Source organism: Aquirufa ecclesiirivi, from assembly GCF_011250515.1.
Classification (GTDB): domain Bacteria; phylum Bacteroidota; class Bacteroidia; order Cytophagales; family Spirosomataceae; genus Aquirufa; species Aquirufa ecclesiirivi.
On sequence record NZ_JAANOP010000001.1, the window covers coordinates 140,374 to 164,160 of the forward strand.

At 42.8% G+C, this 23,787-nt stretch carries 1 protein-coding gene; it reads left to right on the plus strand.

Translation table 11 applies throughout. The features are described 5' to 3' along the window. The first annotated feature begins 403 nt into the window (after positions 1–403). A complete protein-coding gene (locus tag G9H65_RS00600) occupies positions 404–23,770 on the plus strand; it encodes an invasin domain 3-containing protein (RefSeq protein ID WP_166373430.1) in 23,367 nt (7,788 codons plus the stop codon). Positions 23,771–23,787 lie beyond the last annotated feature (17 nt).

Sequence of the window (23,787 nt, forward strand, 5' to 3'; positions counted from 1 at the left end):
AAAAATAGAACTTTTCTAAGATTCCGCAATTGCTCGTATTTTGAGAATTTTTTAAAATCTGCCCAAGGAGTCTTTAAACGATTTCATTTGTTCGAAATTTTAAATTGAGTACAAATGAGGATTCAGATTATTTCTACAATAAAATTGAAATTATTACTTTTGATTGAATTATAGTCTTGAAGACAATTTGAAAAATCTTTCAGGCATTGTAATCTGTTCCTAAATTATATATGAAAAAATCGTCGAATAGCCTCTTGGGCTACGTGATGCAGCATCCATATCTGGTAGCGGGAATTGTACTAATTCAAATTTATTGGGCTTATGTTAATTCGTTCAGGGACTAATCCTCTGGATACATTTTATTTTAAAAATTGATTAGAAATTCTGTGTTCTCAAAAATTATATGAAAGTAACTCGCACTACTTATTTCAAAGATTTGAAGTTATTCCCAACTTTTCTATCTTTCCTGATAGGACTTACGATGCTATTGGCGTTTACTACCGAAGTCAATGGCCATGGAATGGCGGGATCAAATAAATTTTCTTCCCTGGCTTTTAACAAAACATCTTCTTCTCATTCTGTGGGTAAAAGTCCTTCTTTCTCCAGAGACGAATTATTGTTTTTTAATCGAGAAGCAGGAAAAGATTTAAACTTTACTGAAAAAAGAGTTGTACAAGCTCATAAATCCGTCAATCAATTATTAACTAAATTCTTTCAGAAAAGTAATTACCGAGATTTGCTATTTTCCTATTTCCCAGGTAAACGTAAATCCATAGATTCCGATTTTGATTCAAAAGTTCAAAGCTTACGTAATGCCGTTTTAAATAAAGGTTTCCAAGTCCCTGTTCAAATTATTAGTTGGGCCGAAATAAATAGTGCCATGGCAGCTTTTGCTAGTCGCGGTCCTGCGGGAAGTCCCATTATTTATATCAACAAAGAATATTTAGAGGGTAAAGCTTCATTCATTTACCCCAAGGCACATGACAATCAGATTGTTGGATTGTTATTACAAGAATATGGCCATGCGATTGATTTTTATTTAAATGGGGACCAAGATACTCCAGGTGATGAGGGTGCTCTATTTGTAGTCAAGGAAATGAATGTTGAGGTGGAGCCGATAGAACTCGCTGCCATGCAAAACAGAGAAGATTATAACAAGATTTCTGTTCAAGGTAAAACTTTTAAGGTAGAAGAAGCGGCAGTTACTATCGCTGAAGCTTGGCTGTCCACAATCAGTGCTCAAGGAAAACCAACGACTGGGGCTAGCGCATTGGCTGCAACATCCATGCGCTTTCAGACCAATCCTCCCTCCGCTACATTTACTACGACAACAGGAGGTGGGAACTCAAAAGTAGTGGGATCTTTCTCATTTTATCCAGGAGCGGTTTTTGTGCAAGGAACACCTTTAACAGTAATTCCAGGATTTATAGACACTTCTGCTGGTAATGGTGCTTCAGGTATCATTGTACTTTTCGTTACAGATGCTAATAATTTATCAGGTTACCTCATGCGTATTTACGGAACTCCGGTGATTACGGCCAGTACGCAATACAACATGAATAATAGCCCCGTTGGTACTGATTTAAATTCTTATCAGAGTTCCACGGGACCATCTGCAAGTACCTCCACACTTTTGCCAGCCAGCACTACCGGAATTTTGGCAGATGGAGCTACGACAGCAACCCTAACCGTTACTGCAAGAAATGGAGCAAGTACTGCTCTAGTAGGAGCAACGGTTGTCCTAGAACAATTTTCTGATGCATTATTAACCATTCCAACAACTAAGTCAACAATCAGCCCAAGTAGCGCTACCACGAATGCTAGTGGTGTTGCAACATTTACGGTGAGTAGTAAAGTTGCTCCGCAAACCATCTATTACCGAGCTACGGTGACATCCTCGGGATTTGAAGTCATCGTAACTGCTTATGCATCTGTATCTTATGTGGTAGGCGCCGTGACCAAATTACAAGTCTTAATGCCTGGGGAAACAGCAGATCCTGGTTCGGTTACGGGTAAAACAGGTACACCAACCAACCAAGTAGCTGGCTCTAATACCACAGTTACAGTCAATGCCGTGGATGCCAATTGGAATGTCGTTAGTTCATCTACTCCTACAGTAGCCATTACCACGAGTGATGCCAATGATACACATCCTTCTAATGCTGCTTTGACATCGGGAACTGGAACATTCATTGTTTCATTCAGAACGGCTGGAAATCAAACCGTTACCGCCACTGACCAAGCAGCTACTTTAACTGCCAATACAGGGGCTACAACCTTAGTTACGGCGAGTGCTGTTAACAAATTACAGGTATTAATGCCCGGTGAAACAGCTGCACCAGGAACTACTACAGGTAAAACAGGTTCCCCTACTGCCCAAACAGCGGGAACTTCTCTGAATTTTACGGTGAATGCCGTCGATGCTTATTGGAACCTAGTATCCTCTGCTACTCCTACAGCCGTAATTACTTCATCGGATGCCCAAGCTACACTTCCTAGTAGCGCAGCATTAGTTGGTGGTACCAAACAGTTTGCGATCACATTAAAAACAGCTGGTAACCAAACGGTTACAGCCACTGACCAAGCTGCTACTTTAACAGCCAATACAGGTGCTAGTACTGTCGTCAATGCCGATGTTGCTAGTAAGCTGACCGTAAATCAACAGCCTAGTAATGTCATAGCAAATGCCAATTCACGTGCCAAATTTCAGATTTCAGATGCATATGGGAATATCATAAGTTCTTCAACGGCTGGTGTTACTGTTGTTTTACATCAAAATGGGGTATTAAAAACTAGTGGATTTACTGGAACCAAATCTAAAAATGCTGTCGCAGGTATTGCCGATTTTGCAGATTTAAAGATTTCAGATGCTTCCAATGATTATACCTATGTGGCTTCCAGCCCTGGTTTAACAGGTGTAACGACGAATGTATTTGAAATATTAATTGGGCCTCCGTCCAAATTAAGCATTAGAACAAATCCCCCTGCTAGTGTTACCGCAGGATCTAGTATAAGCCCATCAATCACTGTCAGCATTGATGACGCCTTATTAAATACGATTACAACAGCTACTAACAGTGTCACGTTAAGTATTGGCTCTAATCCTGGTTCAGGTGTATTATCTGGAACAGCTACAGTAAATGCAGTCAATGGTATTGCTACATTTTCAAATTTATCAATTAATAAAATAGGCAATGGGTATACCTTATCAGCTGCAAGTACTGGACTTACAGGTATAAATACTAATTCTTTCAATGTGGTTGCTGGACCAGCATCCAAATACCTTGTTACCTCATCTTCTAGTTCCCCCGAAGCTGGAGGAACGGTGACCTTCACAGCTCAGTTAGCCGATGCCAATGACAATCCCGTTACTACTTCGGGACAAACGGTTACTTGGACTAAGTCTGATGCCAACGGAAGTTTTGCTTCTGCTACTTCTACCACCAATGCAAGTGGTGTAGCGACTATTGTGTTCACCACGCATACTGTATCTGGTACTGCCACGACAGTTACAGCAACTACTTCGGCTATTTCAGGCACATCAGGTACTATTACTACCGTTGCAGGGACTGCTACAAAATACCTCGTTACTTCATCCTCTTCTTCTCCTGTAGCGGGTGCTACTGTGACCATCACGGCTCAATTAGCCGATGCTAATAACAATGCAGTTGCTACTTCGGGACAAACGGTTACTTGGACCAAGTCTGATGCCAACGGAAGTTTTGCTTCTGCTACTTCTACCACCAATGGAAGTGGTGTGGCAACCATTGTGTTCACGACGCATACCGTTTCGGGTACTGCCACGACTGTGACTGCTACTACTTCGGCTATTTCTGGTACATCAGGAACTATTACGACTGTAGCAGGGACTGCTACGAAATACCTCGTTACTTCATCCTCTTCATCTCCTGTGGCTGGTGCTACTGTAACCATCACGGCTCAATTAGCCGATGCTAATAACAATGCAGTTGCTACTTCGGGACAAACCGTGACTTGGACCAAGTCTGATGCTAACGGAAGTTTTGCTTCTGCTACTTCAACCACCAATGGAAGTGGTGTGGCGACTATTGTGTTCACTACGCATACGGTATCGGGTACTGCCACAACAGTCACAGCTACTACTTCGGCAATTTCTGGTACATCAGGAACTATTACGACTGTTGCAGGGACTGCTACGAAATACCTCGTTACTTCATCCTCTTCATCACCAGTGGCTGGTGCTACAGTAACCATCACGGCTCAGTTAGCCGATGCTAATAACAATGCAGTTGCTACTTCGGGACAAACGGTTACTTGGACCAAGTCTGATGCCAACGGAAGTTTTGCTTCTGCTACTTCTACTACCAATGGAAGTGGTGTGGCAACCATTGTGTTCACGACGCATACCGTTTCGGGTACTGCCACAACTGTTACAGCGACTACTTCGGCAATTTCTGGAACTTCAGGAACTATTACGACGGTGGCAGGTGCTGCTAGTAAGTACCTCGTTACTTCATCCTCTTCATCTCCTGTAGCGGGTGCTACTGTAACCATCACGGCACAATTAGCCGATGCTAATAACAATGCAGTTGCTACTTCGGGACAAACGGTTACTTGGACTAAGTCTGATGCCAACGGTAGTTTTGCTTCTGCTACTTCAACTACTAATGGAAGTGGTGTGGCAACCATTGTGTTCACAACGCATACCGTTTCGGGTACTGCCACGACTGTGACAGCTACTACTTCGGCTATTTCTGGAACTTCTGGAACTATTACTACAACTGCAAGTACTCCAAATGCTGCTACATCGACATTAACTCCTACATCGGCAAGTATTACAGCCAATGGATCTTCTACTCAAGTGTTAACCGTCACTGCTAAAGATGGTAGTGGAAACAACATAGGTTCTGGTGGAGCTACAGTCACTATCACTAAATCTTCTGGTACTGGATCTATTGGTTCGGTCACAGATAATGGAAACGGTACCTATACTGCTACTGTTACTTCGCCCACTGCCGTTGGATCGGGTGTATTTGTCGCAACTTTAGGCGGTGCAGAAGTAAGAAGTGGAACAGGTTCTCAAACTCAATCCACCATTACCTATATTGCTGGTGCTGCTACAAAATACCTCGTTACTTCATCCTCTTCTTCTCCTGTGGCGGGTGCTACTGTAACCATCACAGCTCAGTTAGTCGATGCCAATGACAATCCAGTTGCTACTTCGGGACAAACGGTTACTTGGACTAAGTCGAACGCGAATGGTAGTTTTGCTTCTGCTACTTCAACCACCAATGGAAGTGGTGTGGCGACTATTGTGTTTACTTCGCATACGGTATCAGGTACTGCCACAACAGTCACAGCGACTACTTCGGCTATTTCAGGAACTTCAGGAACTATTACCACGGTAGCGGGTGCTGCGAATGCTACCGCTTCTACATTAACTCCTACATCGGCGAGTATTACAGCCAATGGATCTTCTACTCAAGTGTTAACCGTCACAGCTAAAGATGCCAATGGCAACAATGTGGCTACTGGTGGAGCTACTGTAACCATCACTAAATCTTCTGGTACTGGAACTATTGGTTCGGTTACTGATAATGGAAATGGTACCTATACTGCTACTGTAACATCGCCTAGTGCCGTTGGCTCGGGTGTATTTGTCGCAACTTTAGGTGGCGCAGAAGTAAGAAGTGGAACAGGTTCTCAAACTCAATCTACTATTACCTATGTTGCTGGTGCAGCTACAAAATACCTCGTTACTTCATCCTCTTCATCTCCTGTAGCGGGTGCTACTGTGACCATCACGGCTCAATTAGCCGATGCTAATAATAATGCAGTTGCTACTTCGGGACAAACGGTTACTTGGACCAAGTCTGATGCTAACGGAAGTTTTGCTTCTGCTACTTCAACTACCAATGGAAGTGGTGTGGCGACTATTGTGTTCACGACACATACCGTTTCGGGTACTGCCACGACTGTCACAGCTACTACTTCGGCTATTTCAGGAACTTCTGGAACTATTACGACTGTTGCAGGTGCTGCGAATGCTACCGCTTCTACATTAACTCCTACATCGGCGAGTATTACAGCCAATGGATCTTCTACTCAAGTGTTAACCGTCACAGCTAAAGATGCCAATGGCAACAATGTGGCTACTGGTGGAGCTACTGTAACCATCACTAAATCTTCTGGTACTGGAACTATTGGTTCGGTTACTGATAATGGAAATGGTACCTATACTGCTACTGTAACATCGCCTAGTGCCGTTGGCTCGGGTGTATTTGTCGCAACTTTAGGTGGCGCAGAAGTAAGAAGTGGAACAGGTTCTCAAACTCAATCTACTATTACCTATGTTGCTGGTGCAGCTACAAAATACCTCGTTACTTCATCCTCTTCATCTCCTGTAGCGGGTGCTACTGTGACCATCACGGCTCAATTAGCCGATGCTAATAATAATGCAGTTGCTACTTCGGGACAAACGGTTACTTGGACCAAGTCTGATGCTAACGGAAGTTTTGCTTCTGCTACTTCAACTACCAATGGAAGTGGTGTGGCGACTATTGTGTTCACGACACATACCGTTTCGGGTACTGCCACGACTGTCACAGCTACTACTTCGGCTATTTCAGGAACTTCTGGAACTATTACGACTGTTGCAGGTGCTGCGAATGCTACCGCTTCTACATTAACTCCTACATCGGCGAGTATTACAGCCAATGGATCTTCTACTCAAGTGTTAACCGTCACAGCTAAAGATGCCAATGGCAACAATGTGGGTGCTGGTGGAGCTACTGTAACTATTACTAAATCTTCTGGTACTGGATCTATTGGTTCGGTTACTGATAATGGAAATGGCACCTATACTGCTACTGTAACTTCGCCAACTGCCGTTGGCTCGGGTGTATTTGTGGCCACTTTAGGCGGAGCAGAAGTAAGAAGTGGAACAGGTTCTCAAACTCAATCCACCATTACCTATGTTGCTGGTGCTGCTACAAAATACCTCGTTACTTCATCCTCTTCATCACCTGTGGCAGGTGCTACGGTAACCATCACAGCTCAGTTAGCTGATGCTAATGACAACCCTGTTTCTACTTCAGGACAAACGGTTACTTGGACTAAGTCCAATGCGAATGGAAGTTTTGCTTCTGCTACTTCTACTACTAATGGAAGTGGTGTGGCAACCATTGTGTTCACGACCCATACCGTTTCGGGTACTGCCACAACTGTTACAGCGACTACTTCGGCAATTTCTGGAACTTCAGGAACTATTACGACGGTGGCAGGTGCTGCTAGTAAGTACCTCGTTACTTCATCCTCTTCATCTCCAGTGGCTGGTGCTACTGTAACCATCACGGCTCAATTAGCCGATGCTAATAACAATGCAGTTGCTACTTCGGGACAAATGGTTACTTGGACCAAGTCTGATGCCAACGGAAGTTTTGCATCTGCTACTTCTACTACTAATGGAAGTGGTGTAGCAACCATTGTGTTCACGACGCATACCGTTTCGGGTACTGCCACGACTGTCACAGCGACTACTTCAGCAATAACGGGTACATCAGGAACTATTACGACTGTTGCAGGGACTGCTTCGAAATACCTCGTTACTTCATCCTCTTCATCTCCTGTGGCTGGTGCTACTGTGACCATCACGGCTCAATTAGCCGATGCTAATAACAATGCAGTTGCTACTTCGGGACAAACAGTTACTTGGACCAAGTCTGATGCCAACGGAAGTTTTGCTTCTGCTACTTCAACTACCAACGGAAGTGGTGTGGCGACAATTGTGTTCACGACACATACCGTTTCGGGTACTGCCACGACTGTCACATCTACTACTTCAGCTATTTCTGGAACTTCTGGAACTATTACGACGGTGGCGGGTGCTGCGAATGCTACCGCTTCTACATTAACTCCTACTTCGGCCAGTATTACAGCCAATGGATCTTCTACTCAAGTATTAACCGTCACAGCTAAAGATGCCAATGGCAACAATTTGGCTGCTGGTGGAGCTACTGTTACTATTACTAAATCTTCTGGTACTGGAACTATTGGTTCAGTTACTGATAATGGAAATGGTACCTATACTGCTACTGTAACATCGCCTACTGCCGTTGGCTCGGGTGTATTTGTGGCAACTTTAGGCGGCGCAGAAGTAAGAAGTGGAACAGGTTCTCAAACTCAATCCACCATTACCTATATTGCAGGTGCTGCTACGAAATACATTGTTACATCTTCATCTTCTTCTCCTGTAGCGGGTGCTACTGTAACCATCACGGCACAATTAGCCGATGCTAATAACAATGCAGTTGCTACTTCGGGACAAACGGTTACTTGGACCAAGTCTGATGCTAACGGAAGTTTTGCTTCTGCTACTTCAACTACCAATGGAAGTGGTGTGGCGACTATTGTGTTTACTACGCATACGGTATCAGGTACTGCCACGACAGTTACAGCAACTACTTCGGCTATTTCAGGCACATCAGGTACTATTACTACCGTTGCAGGGACTGCTACAAAATACCTCGTTACATCTTCATCTTCATCTCCAGTAGCGGGTGCTACTGTGACCATCACGGCTCAATTAGCCGATGCTAATAACAATGCAGTTGCTACTTCGGGACAAACGGTTACTTGGACTAAGTCAAACGCTAACGGAAGTTTTGCTTCTGCTACTTCTACTACCAATGGAAGTGGTGTGGCGACAATTGTGTTCACGACACATACCGTTTCGGGTACTGCCACGACTGTCACAGCTACTACTTCGGCCATTTCTGGAACGACAAGTACTATTACTACAGTGCCTGGTCCAGTTGATGCTACTAAATCAACCATTTCACCCGCCTCAGCTAGTATTGTAGCCAATGGTTCTTCAACTCAATTACTTACAGTAACAGCAAAAGATGCCAATGGAAACAATGTAGGTGTTGGAGGTGCGACAGTAACGATAACTCGACACGTTGGAACAGGCGTAGTAGGAAGTGTTACCAATGTAGGTGATGGAACTTATACTGCTTCCGTAACTTCTCCAACAACCGTTGGTACAGGAGAATTTGAAGCTACCATTGGGGGAAATTCCGTTCAAAATGGAACAGGATCCATGTTTCATAGTGTCATTACTTATACCGTAGGAACTGCAGCGAAGTTGTCTTTCAGTGTTCAACCAAGTAATACTGCTGCATTATCCTCCATTAATCCAGCGGTAAAAGTTAGAATTGAAGATGCCTTTGGAAATTTAACTACTTCAACAGCCAATGTGACTATCGACTTTGGTACAAATGCGGGTTCAGGAACTCTATCAGGTACAAAAACTGTGGCTGCAATAAATGGAGTAGCTACTTTTAGCGACTTATCCATCAATAATACAGCCACGGGTTATACCTTAGCAGCTAGTAGTGCTGGATTAACAGGCGCCACCTCAAATACATTTAATATTTCATCATCAGGTGCAGCAAAATTAGCTTTTAGTGTACAACCTAGTAATGCCCTGGCTGGTGCTAGCATAAGTCCTTCGATTAAAGTTCAAATCTTAGATGCAGCTGGAAACCCAACCACGGCAACAGATAACATCACTTTATCCATTGATACCAACCCTGCTTCTGGTACACTTTCAGGCACTTTGACTCAAGCAGCAGTGTCTGGAGAAGCCACATTTTCAGGTATTTCGATCAACAAATCAAGTGCATCTGCCTATAAATTAAAAGCCACCAGTGGATCGTTAACAGAAACAATTTCTTCCACTTTCATTATCTCGCCTAATACTCCTACGGCAATTACAGTGACTGATATCACACCTGCCGTTGGAATTTTAGGTATAAATAATAATATCGTTCGCGTTAACTTAATTGATGCCTATGGCAACTTCTCTCCGGCACCATCTGATATTGGTGTAGAACTAAGTATGTTTATTGGCGCTACAGATAGAACCTCGACAGGAATAGAAAGAACCAATTCATCCAATGTGGTTCAATCGAATCCTATCCAAGCAACGATAACAACTGGTTCTTATTTCACAGATATTACGTATGTGCGATATAAAGTATCTACCATAGATAAAACGACTAATCCTTACACCATCAACACCAATGCTACCATCAAAGCCACAAAATACACGGTAGGTGGCCCAAGCTTAACGGTAGGTACTAGTGCAGCATTTAAAATTATAGACGGAAAAATATACTCACCAAAAACAACTGGAAACTGGAATGCTGTTACTTGGGCAATTTCATCCGATGGTGGAACCTCGTTTGCTGATACAGTGGGTATAAAATACATATATGATAAATATGATATTGTAAAAATTCCAACGGGTATCACGACTACTTTAAGCCAATCTGTTTCTTTATACAGTATGATTATTGATGGGACATTTGACTTAACAACGAGTGGAACTCTTACGTTAAATCACCATTCAGGTATTGATGGTGAATACAACGTACATACCCACGGAACATTCAAAAACTCTGGAGGTACTTTTACTAATAACAATGAGTCCACAAGTGGTTTCTTACCTAATTTCCACGGAGGAACCTATTGGCATGCTAGAGATGGAGGATCCATTCCAAAAGCATTATGGACCACGCAATCTGCTGGAGCATTAACCAAAATTACAGGTCTTACCTCCACTTCTCTGACTAGTGGATTTGATCAAGCATTTTTAAATTTTGAATGGGATAATACGAGTTATTCTGGTCAAATTATGCACGGAAATGTTAGCATAGCTAAAGATTTCTACCTAAAAAGTGGATCATTCTCCATTGGTGACAACAATACATTAACCTTAAATGAAACGGTCAATGGTTCAAGTAATGGTAAATTAAAAGGAACAACACTTTCTACTTTACATGTCAATACCACTAGTGGAAGTCCTACTTTGGATTTTGTAACGGGTGGACAAAATTTAAAAGAACTGAAAGTCAATGTGACAGGGGGAACGTCGTTGACAATTCCATCTGATTTAAGCATCAATACTACCTTAAACTTAGTGGCTGGCCATGTGGTCATGGGAAATAACAAAAAACTTAGTTTCCCAAGTGATGCCACCATTACAGGTGCATCTGACACCCGCTATGTTGAAGGTATTATTTCAAGAGTAATTCCAAAGCAAACGGATCCGTCTGTTTCCTTCCCAATTGGTGATGCTTCAGCATATACACCAGTAACTTTAGATTTTTCAGGTAGAAGTGCCGCTTCAAGTGATTTAACCATTGAATCATCGACCAATTCATTAGCCGATAATTCGGAAGTAAGTGGTTCAGGTATACGTGGTGATAAATACATTAAAAGAAAATGGCGAGTATCAGATGGTAGTGGAGCAACGGCCAATGGATTCTCGACTTACAATATTACCTTAGGATTCCCTTCAGGAGATATGATGGGATCACCAAGCCTTGCTAATCTAATTGTTCGTAAAAAAGCGGTCTCTTGGAAAGCTCCAAGTAGTCATGTACGTGTCGATGGAACAACCAAGACGGTAAAAGGCCAAAACTATGACTCTTTCTCTGATTTCTTTATTGGAGAATCAACGGGAACTACCAGCTTTAGTTTAAATAGTCCTGCTGATATTTCAGCTGGAACAAGAGCTGCCTATGTTGGTACTCGATTGGATGCAGCATCCATTCCTTATACTTCTGGTTCACAGACAGCCTACCTCAGTTCAACTGGAAGTGGCGTATTCTATGATGCCGCTAGTGGAGGAAATGTTATTACTAGCGTCAACTTTGCCGATGGATCATCAACAGTTAATTTCTGGTTTGAGAAAAATACGGTAGCAACGTACACCGTAACCTTATCAGATGCTACTCCTGCCGATGCGGGAACAGGAATCACAGATGCAACAGATGATATCGGTGTAACCGTAGGTGCCGTAGACGCAACAGCTTCTACTCTTACTCCTACTGTAGCCAATATTACTGCGAATGGAACTTCAACGCAGGTTTTATCAGTAACGGCCAAAGATGCCTATGGAAATAACAGAGGAACTGGAGGAGATGTGGTTACTATCACCAAGTTGTCTGGTACAGGTAGCATCGGAAGTGTTAGTCATGCAGGAAGTGGTGTATATACCGCCACAGTAACTTCTCCTACCTCAACTGGAACGGGAGTATTTGTAGCTACTTTGGGTGGTGCTCAAGTAAAAAGTGGTACAGGTTCCCAAACGCAGTCTACGGTTACCTATTCAGAAGGTACAGCATCCAAATTAGTGGTGACCATAGGAAGTCCACAAACTGCCGGTTCGACGTTTAATGTACTTGTTAACTTAACGGATGCCAATGGTAATTCAGTAAATGCAACCGCTAATGGAACAGTAACACTTTCTTTAAAAACAGGTACGGGTACCTTAGGTGGTACTTTAACTGGAACGATTACTTCTGGTTCTAGTTCAGTAACCATTTCAGGTGTTACTTACACCAAAGCTGAAACTGGCGTAGTCTTAACAGCTACAGGTTCTGTTGCTGGAAATGTCAACGGTAAAGTGGGCGATTCGAATGCATTCACCGTTGTTGCTGGTGCAGCCGATGCAACTGCTTCTACTTTAACTCCTAGCTCTGCAAGTATTGTGGCAGATGGTGCTACTACCCAAGTATTAACTGTAACAGCTAAAGATGCTAATGGTAATAACCTAACTGCAGGTGGTGCTACCGTGACCATCACCAAGTCTTCTGGTACAGGTTCTATTAGCTCTGTAAGCGATAATAGTAATGGTACCTATTCGGCTACTGTTACTTCACCAACGGTTGTTGGATCAGGTGTATTTGTCGCTACTTTAGGTGCTTCTCAAGTTAAAAGTGGAACAGGGTCTCAAACCCAATCTACCATCACTTATATTGCTGGTACAGCTAATAAATTAGTGGTGTCTAACATCGCTCAACAAACTGCCGGCACTGGATTCGCTGTCACGGTTACTTTAACCGACGTGAATGGTAACCCTGTCAATGCAACAGCTGATGGTACCGTGACATTAACTCGTAAAACAGGTACAGGTACCTTAGGTGGTACTTTAACTGGAACGATTACTTCTGGTTCTAGTGCAGTAACCATTTCAGGTGTTACTTACACCAAAGCAGAAACTGGTGTAGTCTTAACAGCTACGGGTTCAGGTTCAGGAAACGTTGCAAGTAAATTAGGTGACTCTAATGCCTTCACTGTGGTGGCGGGAGCTGCTGCTAAATACTTGGTGACAAGTAGTAATTCGTCTCCAACTGCGGGTGGAACAGTAACGATTACGGCACAATTAGTAGATGCCAATAACAATCCTGTCACTACTTCGGGAAATACCGTGACTTGGTCTAAGAGTGATGCCAATGGATCATTCTCTTCAGCTACTAGCATAACAGATGCTAATGGCACTGCCACTGTGACATTCACGACCCATACCGTTTCTGGTACTTCAACCACCATTACGGCTACGGATAATAATACATTAACGGGTACTTCTGCATCGTTCAGCTCTACAGTTGGTACGGCGTCCAAATTAGTGGTGTCTACAATTGCTCAACAAGCTGCAGGTACTGGATTCGCTGTCTCGGTTACTTTAACGGATGCCAATGGCAATGCGGTTAATGCAACTGCAGATGGTACCGTGACTCTAACTCGTAAAATAGGTACAGGCACCTTAGGTGGTACTTTAACTGGAACGATTACTTCTGGTTCTAGTGCAGTCACCATCTCTGGTGTTACTTACACCAAAGCTGAAACTGGCGTAGTCTTAACGGCTACAGGTTCTGTAGCTGGAAATGTCAACGGTAAAGTGGGCGATTCGAATGCATTCACCGTTGTTGCTGGTGCAGCTGATGCAACTGCTTCTACCTTAACTCCTAGCTCTGCAAGTATTGTGGCAGATGGTTCTACTACCCAAGTATTAACTGTAACAGCTAAAGATGCTAATGGTAATAACTTAACTGCGGGTGGTGCTACAGTGACCATCACCAAGTCTTCTGGTACAGGTTCTATTAGCTCCGTAACTGATAATAGCAATGGTACTTATTCGGCTACTGTTACCTCTCCAACAGCTGTTGGATCTGGTGTATTTGTAGCTACTTTAGGTGCTTCTCAAGTTAAAAGTGGAACAGGGTCTCAAACCCAATCTACCATCACTTATATTGCTGGTACAGCTAATAAATTAGTGGTGTCTAACATTGCTGGTCAAACAGCTGGAACAGCCTTTGCTGTCACGGTTACTTTAACAGACGTGAATGGTAACCCTGTCAATGCAACAGCAGATGGTACCGTGACATTAACTCGTAAAACAGGTACAGGCACCTTAGGTGGTACTTTAACTGGAACGATTACTTCTGGTTCTAGTGCCGTAACCATTTCAGGTGTTACTTATACCAAAGCTGAAACAGGTGTTGTCTTAACAGCTACAGGTTCTGGTTCAGGAAACGTTGCAAGTAAATTAGGTGACTCCAATGCCTTCACTGTGGTGGCGGGAGCTGCTGCTAAATACTTGGTAACAAGTAGTAATTCGTCTCCAACTGCGGGTGGAACAGTAACGATTACGGCACAATTAGTGGATGCCAATAACAATCCTGTCACTACTTCGGGAAATACCGTGACTTGGTCTAAGAGTGATGCCAATGGTTCATTCTCTTCAGCTACTAGCTTAACAGATGCTAATGGTACTGCCACAGTAACATTCACGACCCATACCGTTTCTGGTACTTCAACCACCATTACGGCTACGGATAATAATACATTAACGGGTACTTCTGCATCGTTCAGCTCTACAGTTGGTACGGCATCCAAATTAGTGGTGTCTACAATTGCTCAACAAACTGCGGGTACTGGATTCGCTGTCACGGTTACTTTAACGGATGCCAATGGCAATGCGGTTAATGCAACTGCAGATGGTACCGTGACTCTTTCTTTAAAAACTGGAACAGGAACCTTAGGTGGTACTTTAACTGGAACGATTACTTCTGGTTCTAGTGCAGTAACCATCTCTGGAGTAACTTATACCAAAGCAGAAACTGGCGTAGTCTTAACAGCTACAGGTTCTGTTGCTGGAAATGTCAACGGTAAAGTGGGCGATTCGAATGCATTCACCGTTGTTGCTGGTACAGCCGATGCAACTGCTTCTACCTTAACTCCTAGCTCAGCCAGTATTGTGGCAGATGGTTCTACTACCCAAGTATTAACAGTAACAGCTAAAGATGCCAATGGCAATAACTTAACTGCGGGTGGTGCTACAGTAACCATCACCAAGTCTTCTGGTACAGGTTCGATTAGCTCCGTAACCGATAATAGTAATGGTACTTATTCGGCTACAGTTACCTCTCCAACGGCTGTTGGATCAGGTGTATTTGTAGCTACTTTAGGTGCTTCGCAAGTTAAAAGTGGAACAGGGTCGCAAACCCAATCTACCATCACTTATATCGCTGGTACAGCTAGTAAATTAGTGGTGTCTACCATTGCTGGTCAAACTGCTGGAACAGCCTTTGCTGTCACGGTTACTTTAACAGACGTGAATGGTAACCCTGTCAATGCAACAGCAGATGGTACCGTGACATTAACTCGTAAAACAGGTACGGGTACCTTAGGTGGTACTTTAACAGGAACGATTACTTCTGGTTCTAGTGCAGTAACCATTTCAGGTGTTACTTACACCAAAGCTGAAACAGGTGTAGTCTTAACAGCTACGGGGTCAGGTTCTGGAAACGTTGCAAGTAAATTAGGTGATTCCAATGCCTTTAATGTGGTGGCTGGGGCGGCTGCTAAATACTTGGTGACAAGTAGTAATTATGCTCCTGTTGTTGGTGGAACAACCACTATTACGGCACAATTAGTGGATGCTTACAATAACCCAGTTAGCACATCAAACCAAACGATTAATTGGTCGAAAAGTAATGCCAATGGTTCTTTCTCATCAGCTACTAGCTTGACAGATGCTAATGGTACTGCCACTGTGACATTTACTGCACATACGGTCGCCAATACTTCTACAACTATTACGGCAACAGATAATAACACATTAACAGGTACTACTCCAACGATAACATCCGATGCAAGTGGTGCAGCTAAATTAGTGGTGTCTACCATTGCTGGTCAAACAGCCGGAACTGCTTTTGCTGTCACTGTTACTTTAACAGATATCAATGGTAACTTGGTTAATGCAACAGCAGATGGTACCGTGACATTAACTCGTAAAACAGGTACAGGAACCTTAGGTGGTACTTTAACTGGAACGATTACTTCTGGTTCTAGTGCAGTAACCATTTCAGGTGTTACTTACACCAAAGCTGAAACTGGCGTAGTCTTAACAGCTACAGGTTCAGGCTCAGGAAACGTTGCAAGTAAATTAGGTGATTCCAATGCCTTTAACGTAGTGCCAGGTGCAGCCGATGCAACTGCTTCTACTTTAACTCCTAGCTCTGCAAGTATTGTGGCAGATGGTTCTACTACCCAAGTATTAACTGTAACAGCTAAAGATGCTAATGGTAATAACCTAACTGCGGGTGGAGCTACTGTGACCATCACTAAGTCTTCTGGTACGGGTTCTATTAGCTCTGTAACTGATAATAGCAATGGTACTTATTCGGCTACTGTTACCTCTCCAACAGCTGTTGGATCTGGTGTATTTGTAGCTACTTTAGGTGCTTCGCAAGTTAAAAGTGGAACAGGGTCTCAAACCCAATCTACCATAACTTATATTGCTGGTACAGCTAATAAATTAGTGGTGTCTAACATCGCTCAACAAACTGCGGGTACTGGATTCGCTGTCACGGTTACTTTAACGGACGTGAATGGTAACCCTGTCAATGCAACGGCTAATGGAACAGTAACCCTTTCTTTAAAAACAGGTACAGGCACCTTAGGTGGTACTTTAACTGGAACGATTACTTCTGGTTCTAGTGCAGTAACCATTTCAGGTGTTACTTATACCAAAGCTGAAACAGGTGTTGTCTTAACAGCTACAGGTTCTGGTTCAGGAAACGTTGCAAGTAAATTAGGTGATTCTAATGCCTTCACTGTGGTGGCGGGCACCGCTACTAAATACTTGGTGACGAGTAGTAATTATGCTCCTGTTGTTGGTGGAACAACCACTATTACGGCACAATTAGTGGATGCTTACAATAACCCAGTTAGCACAGCAAACCAAACGATTAATTGGTCGAAAAGTAATGCCAATGGTTCTTTCTCATCAGCTACTAGCTTAACAGATGCTAATGGTACTGCCACTGTGACATTTACTGCACATACGGTCGCCAATACTTCTACAACTATTACGGCAACAGATAATAACACATTAACAGGTACTACTCCAACGATAACATCTGGTTCTGGTGGTGCTACTAAATTAGTGGTGTCTACAATTGCTGGTCAAACAGCTGGAACTGGATTCGCTGTCACGGTTACTTTAACGGATGCCAATGGCAATGCGGTTAATGCAACGGCTAATGGAACCGTGACTCTTTCTTTAAAAACTGGAACAGGAACCTTAGGTGGTACTTTAACTGGAACGATTACTTCTGGTTCTAGTGCAGTCACCATCTCTGGCGTTACTTACACCAAAGCTGAAACTGGCGTAGTCTTAACAGCTACAGGTTCAGGCTCAGGAAACGTTGCAAGTAAATTAGGTGATTCCAATACCTTTAACGTAGTGCCAGGTGCAGCCGATGCAACTGCTTCTACTTTAACTCCTAGCTCTGCAAGTATTGTGGCAGATGGTTCTACTACCCAAGTATTAACAGTAACAGCTAAAGATGCTAATGGTAATAACTTAACTGCGGGTGGTGCTACAGTGACCATCACCAAGTCTTCTGGTACGGGTTCTATTAGCTCTGTAAGCGATAATAGCAATGGTACTTATTCGGCTACTGTTACCTCTCCAACAGCTGTTGGATCAGGTATATTTGTTGCTACTTTAGGTGCTTCGCAAGTTAAAAGTGGAACAGGTTCGCAAACCCAATCTACCATCACTTATATCGCTGGTACAGCTAATAAATTAGTGGTGTCTAACATCGCTCAACAAACTGCCGGTACTGGATTTAACGTGACGGTTACTTTAACCGACGTAAACGGTAATCCTGTCAATGCAACAGCTAATGGAACCATTACTTTAAGCTTAAAAACAGGAACAAGTACATTGGGCGGTACTCTAACGGGAACCATGACTAGTGGTTCTAGTGCAGTAACCATCTCTGGAGTTACTTACACCAAAGCTGAAACTGGCGTAGTCTTAACAGCTACGGGTTCAGGTTCAGGAAACGTTGCTAGTAAATTAGGTGACTCTAATGCCTTCACTGTGGTTCCTGGTGCGGCATCTAAATACCTCGTAACAAGTAGTTCTACTTCCCCAGCTGCTGGTGGTACTGTAACGATTACGGCACAATTAGTGGATGCTTACAATAACTCCGTTAGTACTGCAAACCAAACGATTAATTGGTCGAAAAGTAATGTCAATGGTTCTTTCTCATCAGCTACTAGTATCACAGATGCGAATGGAATAGCAACCGTTACGTTCACTTCACATTCCGTTGCAGGAACTTCGACAACCATTACGGCAACAGACAATAACAATTTAACGGGCACCACGCCAACGATAACATCTGGTTCTGGTGGTGCGACCAAATTAGTCGTGTCTACGATTGCTGGTCAAACAGCTGGAACTGCTTTTGCTGTAACAGTAACTTTAACAGATGACAATGGCAATGCTGTTAATGCTTCTACCAATGGAACTGTCACTTTAACCTTAAAAACGGGTACGGGGACATTAGGTGGTACTTTAACTGGAACGATGACTTCTGGTTCTAGTGCAGTCACCATCTCTGGCGTTACTTACACCAAAGCTGAAACTGGCGTAGTCTTAACAGCTACAGGGTCAGGTTCTGGAAATGTTGTTGGAAAAACAGGAGATTCGAACGCTTTCAATGTAGTGGCAGGTGCTGGAGCTAAATACATCGTGACTAGTAGCAACACCTCTCCAACTGCAGGAGGAACGGTAACCATAACAGCTCAATTGGTAGATGCCAATAATAATCCTGTTACCACTTCAGGTAAAACCGTCACATGGTCGAAAAGCAATGCCAATGGTTCATTCTCATCGGTAACGAGTACCACAGATGCTAATGGAGTAGCAACCGTTACCTATACCACGCATACGGTTTCTGGAACATCAACGACCATTACGGCGACAGATAATAATAACCTAACAGGTACTTCTGCTGGATTCAGTTCTATTGCAGGAGCTGCATCCAAATTGGCGGTAGGTACAATTTCTGGCCAATCAGCTGGAACAGCCTTCCCTATAACCATCACGCTAACAGATGTGAATGGTAATCCAGTAAATGCTACTGCCAATGGAACCGTTACATTAACCTTAAAGACGGGTACAGGTACTTTAGCTGGAACGCTTACAGGTACCATCAATGCGGGTTCTAGTGCTGTAACGATTTCAGGAATTACCTATACCAAATTAGAATCAGGAGTTGTAATAACAGCAACTGGTTCAGGATCTGGAAATGTAGCAGGCAAATCTGGAGATTCCAATGCATTCAATGTTACATCAGGTGGAGCCAATCGATTTATCATCTCGACTATTACCGATAAGATTGCTTTAAATGCATTCTCATTAACGGCAACTTTAGTAGATGCCAATGACAATCTTGTAAATGCCGATGTAAACACCACGGTAACAGTTGGTATAAAAACTGGTACAGGTACCTTGGGTGGAACACTGACAGGATCACTACTTAGTGGTAGTTCTAGCGTCACTATTTCTGGCATTACCTACGATAAAGTAGAGTCTGGTATTGAATTAAAAGCTACAGCGACTAGCGCTGGAAATACTAATGGAAAAGTTGGTAATTCAAATGCCTTCGCCGTGAGTGCTGGTATTGGTTCAAAAATCAAGTTAAGTCCAATGAGTAATTATGTAGCAGGTACAAGTCAAACGATAACGGCTACCTTAACGGATGAGAATGACAACACCGTTTTAGCGACAGCAAATAGCACGATTACATTAAGTGTTAAAACTGGAACAGGTACTATTTCGGGCACCTATACGGGTATCATTCTTGCAGGAACTAGTTCGGTAACTATTACAGGGCTTGAGTACAATAAAGCTGAAACAGGCATCGTACTTCGTGCTACAGGTTCAGGAGCAGGATCGAATGTGAATGGAAAAGTTGGTGATAGTAATGCATTTACCGTGACCCATGGTCCATTGTACCGCTATTTCATTTCAGGATTAACTAAACAAGAAGCTGGAACAACTCAAACTGTCACCATTAGAGCTCTCGATAGATATGATAACGTCGTTTCAACTTATATTGGAAATAAACCTATCACATTCACTGGCGCTACAGCCGCTTCGGAAATCTATAAACCTAGTGCAGGAGCGCCTACTGGTACCCCAACTTCTATTGGAGGTGGAACAGGTACGTTGAACCAAACAGTTAAAAAGACGAATTCAACCACCTCGACTACCATTGTAAATATCAATGCTACACCAGCAGGGAATACAGTAGTTCAAAACCCAGGTTCCAATATCATTAACCTAAACTCAACTGTTGGTACGCTAGCTGAATTTGGTAGCACGGTTAACTTAACCTTTAGCAATGGTCTTGCTAATGCGGTGATTATCTTATACAAAGCAGAGATTGCTACCATTTCTGCAACAGACGGTATCACAAACACGCCGAAAGAAGGTGAATTACAAGTTGAAGTAGTCAATTCTACTTTCGTTAAATTAGAAGTTACCTTAGCATCACAACAAGTAGTTGGCCAATCTTTAGTGGGTTCATTGAAGGCTCTAGACCAATACGGCAACGTAGTTAAAAACTTTGATGCTTCTCAGAACAACATTACCGTGGTGGTTACTAATTTAACCGGAAATGTCACAGGCCTTTCTGGAACAATTAAATTAACAAGTCCTAGTGACTTTGTAAATGGGGTTGCAGACTTCTCCTTATTAGGAATTAAATACCAAGGAGGATCTGGAAATGGTGGATTTACCTTTACACCAACAACTGGTACAGGTGTTCAAGCAGAAAACATTGTAGTAGTTGCCGATGATGTAGACGGAGATGGTGTTTCTGATGAAAAAGAAACAACAGATGGAACCGATAAAAATGACCCATGTTCTTATTTGGTAGCTAGCCAAGATTTCTCCAAAACTAGCTTAACTTGGAAATCGGCGGACTGCGACGGTGACGGAACTACCAACGGAACAGACGCTGCACCTTTGAACTCTTGTATCGGTGGTATTCCTGGTTATATACCGGTAAAAGGATCCTTAGGATACCAACGCTACTTCTTAGGTGACTGTGACGGCGATGGTATTACCAACGACATGGAATGCTACGGTGGATATATAGGAGGAACTGTTTGCCAAGACTTTGATAGCGATGGTATTCCAAACTCTCAAGATCCAGATTCTGATAATGATGGAATTTTAGACATCATTGAAAAGAATATTGATAGTGATGGGGATGGGGATGCCAATTACCTTGACTTAGATTCTGACAATGATGGTATTTTGGATACCATGGAAAGAACCCTGGATACGGATGGAGATGGTGTTCCTAATTATTTAGATACCGACTCTGATAACGACGGTATCATGGATGCATGGGAGGCAACTAACAGTACCCGTGGAGTCATTGATACCAACTACGATGGACGTGTGGATATCAACGGTGCTTCTCCAGATGCCAATGGCAACGGATTGGTCGACTTCTTAGAAACTAATCCTGCTCCAATACCAGATACTGACAAAGACGGTACGCCTGATTATTTAGATCTTGATTCGGACGGTGATGCTATCCATGATAAAATTGAGTCTACTGGAGATAGTGATAAAGATGGAAAACCAAATTACCGAGATAAAGATTCTGATGGCGACTGGTTAGGCGATACCGATGAACGTATTCAGGACAATGATAATGATGGTACTCCTAACTACTTGGATCTTGATTCGGATGGTGATGGTATTCCTGATGATTGGGAAGGTAAAAACAAGTGTGCAACCTGTGATAACCGAAACGATGACAATGATGATGGATGGGATGATCGTGGGCAATACAAAGCCTTGATTGATACAGACAAAGACGGTTCTCCTGACTTCTTTGATTTAGATTCGGATAACGACTGTATTCCTGATCGTATCGAATTAGGTGGTGACTCCGATGGAGATGAAATTGCTAATTTCCGCGATTTGGATTCTGATGGTGATGGTATTCCAGATAAAGTAGAAAGTGTGGTTTGCGAAAATCCTGTAGATACAGATAAAGATGGAACCAAGGATTTTGAAGATTTAGACTCCGATGGTGACGGTATGCTTGATTCACTTGAAGCAGGAGCCAACCCTACTGCACCTTTGGATTCAGATAAAGATGGATTAGCAGATTACCGTGATACGGATTCTGATGGTGATGGCATATTGGATATCTATGAAGCTGGAAATAATCCTAAGACGCCAGTAGATTCCGATAAAGATGGTCAAGCAGATTACTTAGACCTAGATTCGGATGGAGACGGAATCCCTGACCAAATCGAAGGTGGTGGAAATGGATTCAAACCATTGGATAGTGACAATGATGGCATCGATGACTATCGCGACTTAGATTCGGATAATGATACTATTCCAGATAAAATAGAAGCAGGTCCTAGTCAAATTGCACCTTTAGATTCAGATCAAGATGGAAATTATGATTTCAGAGATACTGATTCGGATGCAGATGGATTACCTGATAAGGTGGAAGTTGGCTCCGATGTGAACAATCCGATAGATACGGATAAAGATGGTAAACCGGATTACACGGACTCAGATTCTGACAATGATAGTATTTTGGATCGATTAGAAGTTGGATCAGACCCTAACAAACCGGTAGATACCGATGGAGATGGCCTTCCAAACTACCGAGATACAGATTCAGATAATGACACCATCTTGGATAGCTTTGAAGTGGGACCAGATGCATTAATTCCTTCTGATTTCGATCAAGACGGAAGTCCTGACTATATGGACAGTGATTCTGATAATGATACCATCCCAGATAAAGTAGAAGTAGGGCCAAACCCTGCTGCTCCATTGGATACGGATAAAGATGGCGTCTTGGATTACCGTGATACTGATTCCGATAACGATGGCTTATCGGATAAAATAGAAGCGGGTGCTGATCCAAATAGACCTGTGGATTCCGACAAAGATGGCTTACCAGATTACCGTGATGTAGACAGTGACAACGACGGTATTCCTGATAAAATCGAAGTAGGTAAAGATCCAAATAAACCGGTGGATACGGACAGAGATGGCACTCCAGATTTCCGTGATACGGATAGTGATAATGACGGTACACCGGATAGCATCGGCGCAGGTTCTAACTTAAATACACCTTTAGACACAGATAAAGATGGTATTTATGATTACCTAGATCCTGATGATGACAATGATGGTATCCCTGATTTATTGGAAGATGACTTGAATTATGGAGCTATGCCAGATTGCGATAAAGATGGTATTCCAAACCGTTTAGATCCTGATACTTGCGATACTTTTGTACCTCAAGGAATCTCGCCGAATAATGATGGATTCAATGATAAATTAGTAATTCCTGGCGTTCTAAGCTTTAAAAATAGATTAAGCATCTATAACCGTTGGGGAGATATCGTATTTGAAACAGATAACTATAAAAATGATTGGGGTGGAGAAAGTACTCCAAACAATGTAATCACCATAGATAAAAAATTACCAGATGGCGTTTACTTTTATGTCGTTGATTTCTTTGGGGTAAAACCAAATATCTCATCTTATGTATTCATCAATCGAACTGCATCAGATAGATAACAAATTCTTAAATTATT

Bases quoted from the DNA above. Each gene is read 5' to 3' on its own strand.
- G9H65_RS00600 (WP_166373430.1), top strand. From the start codon at position 404: ATGAAAGTAACTCGCACTACTTATTTCAAAGATTTGAAGTTATTCCCA.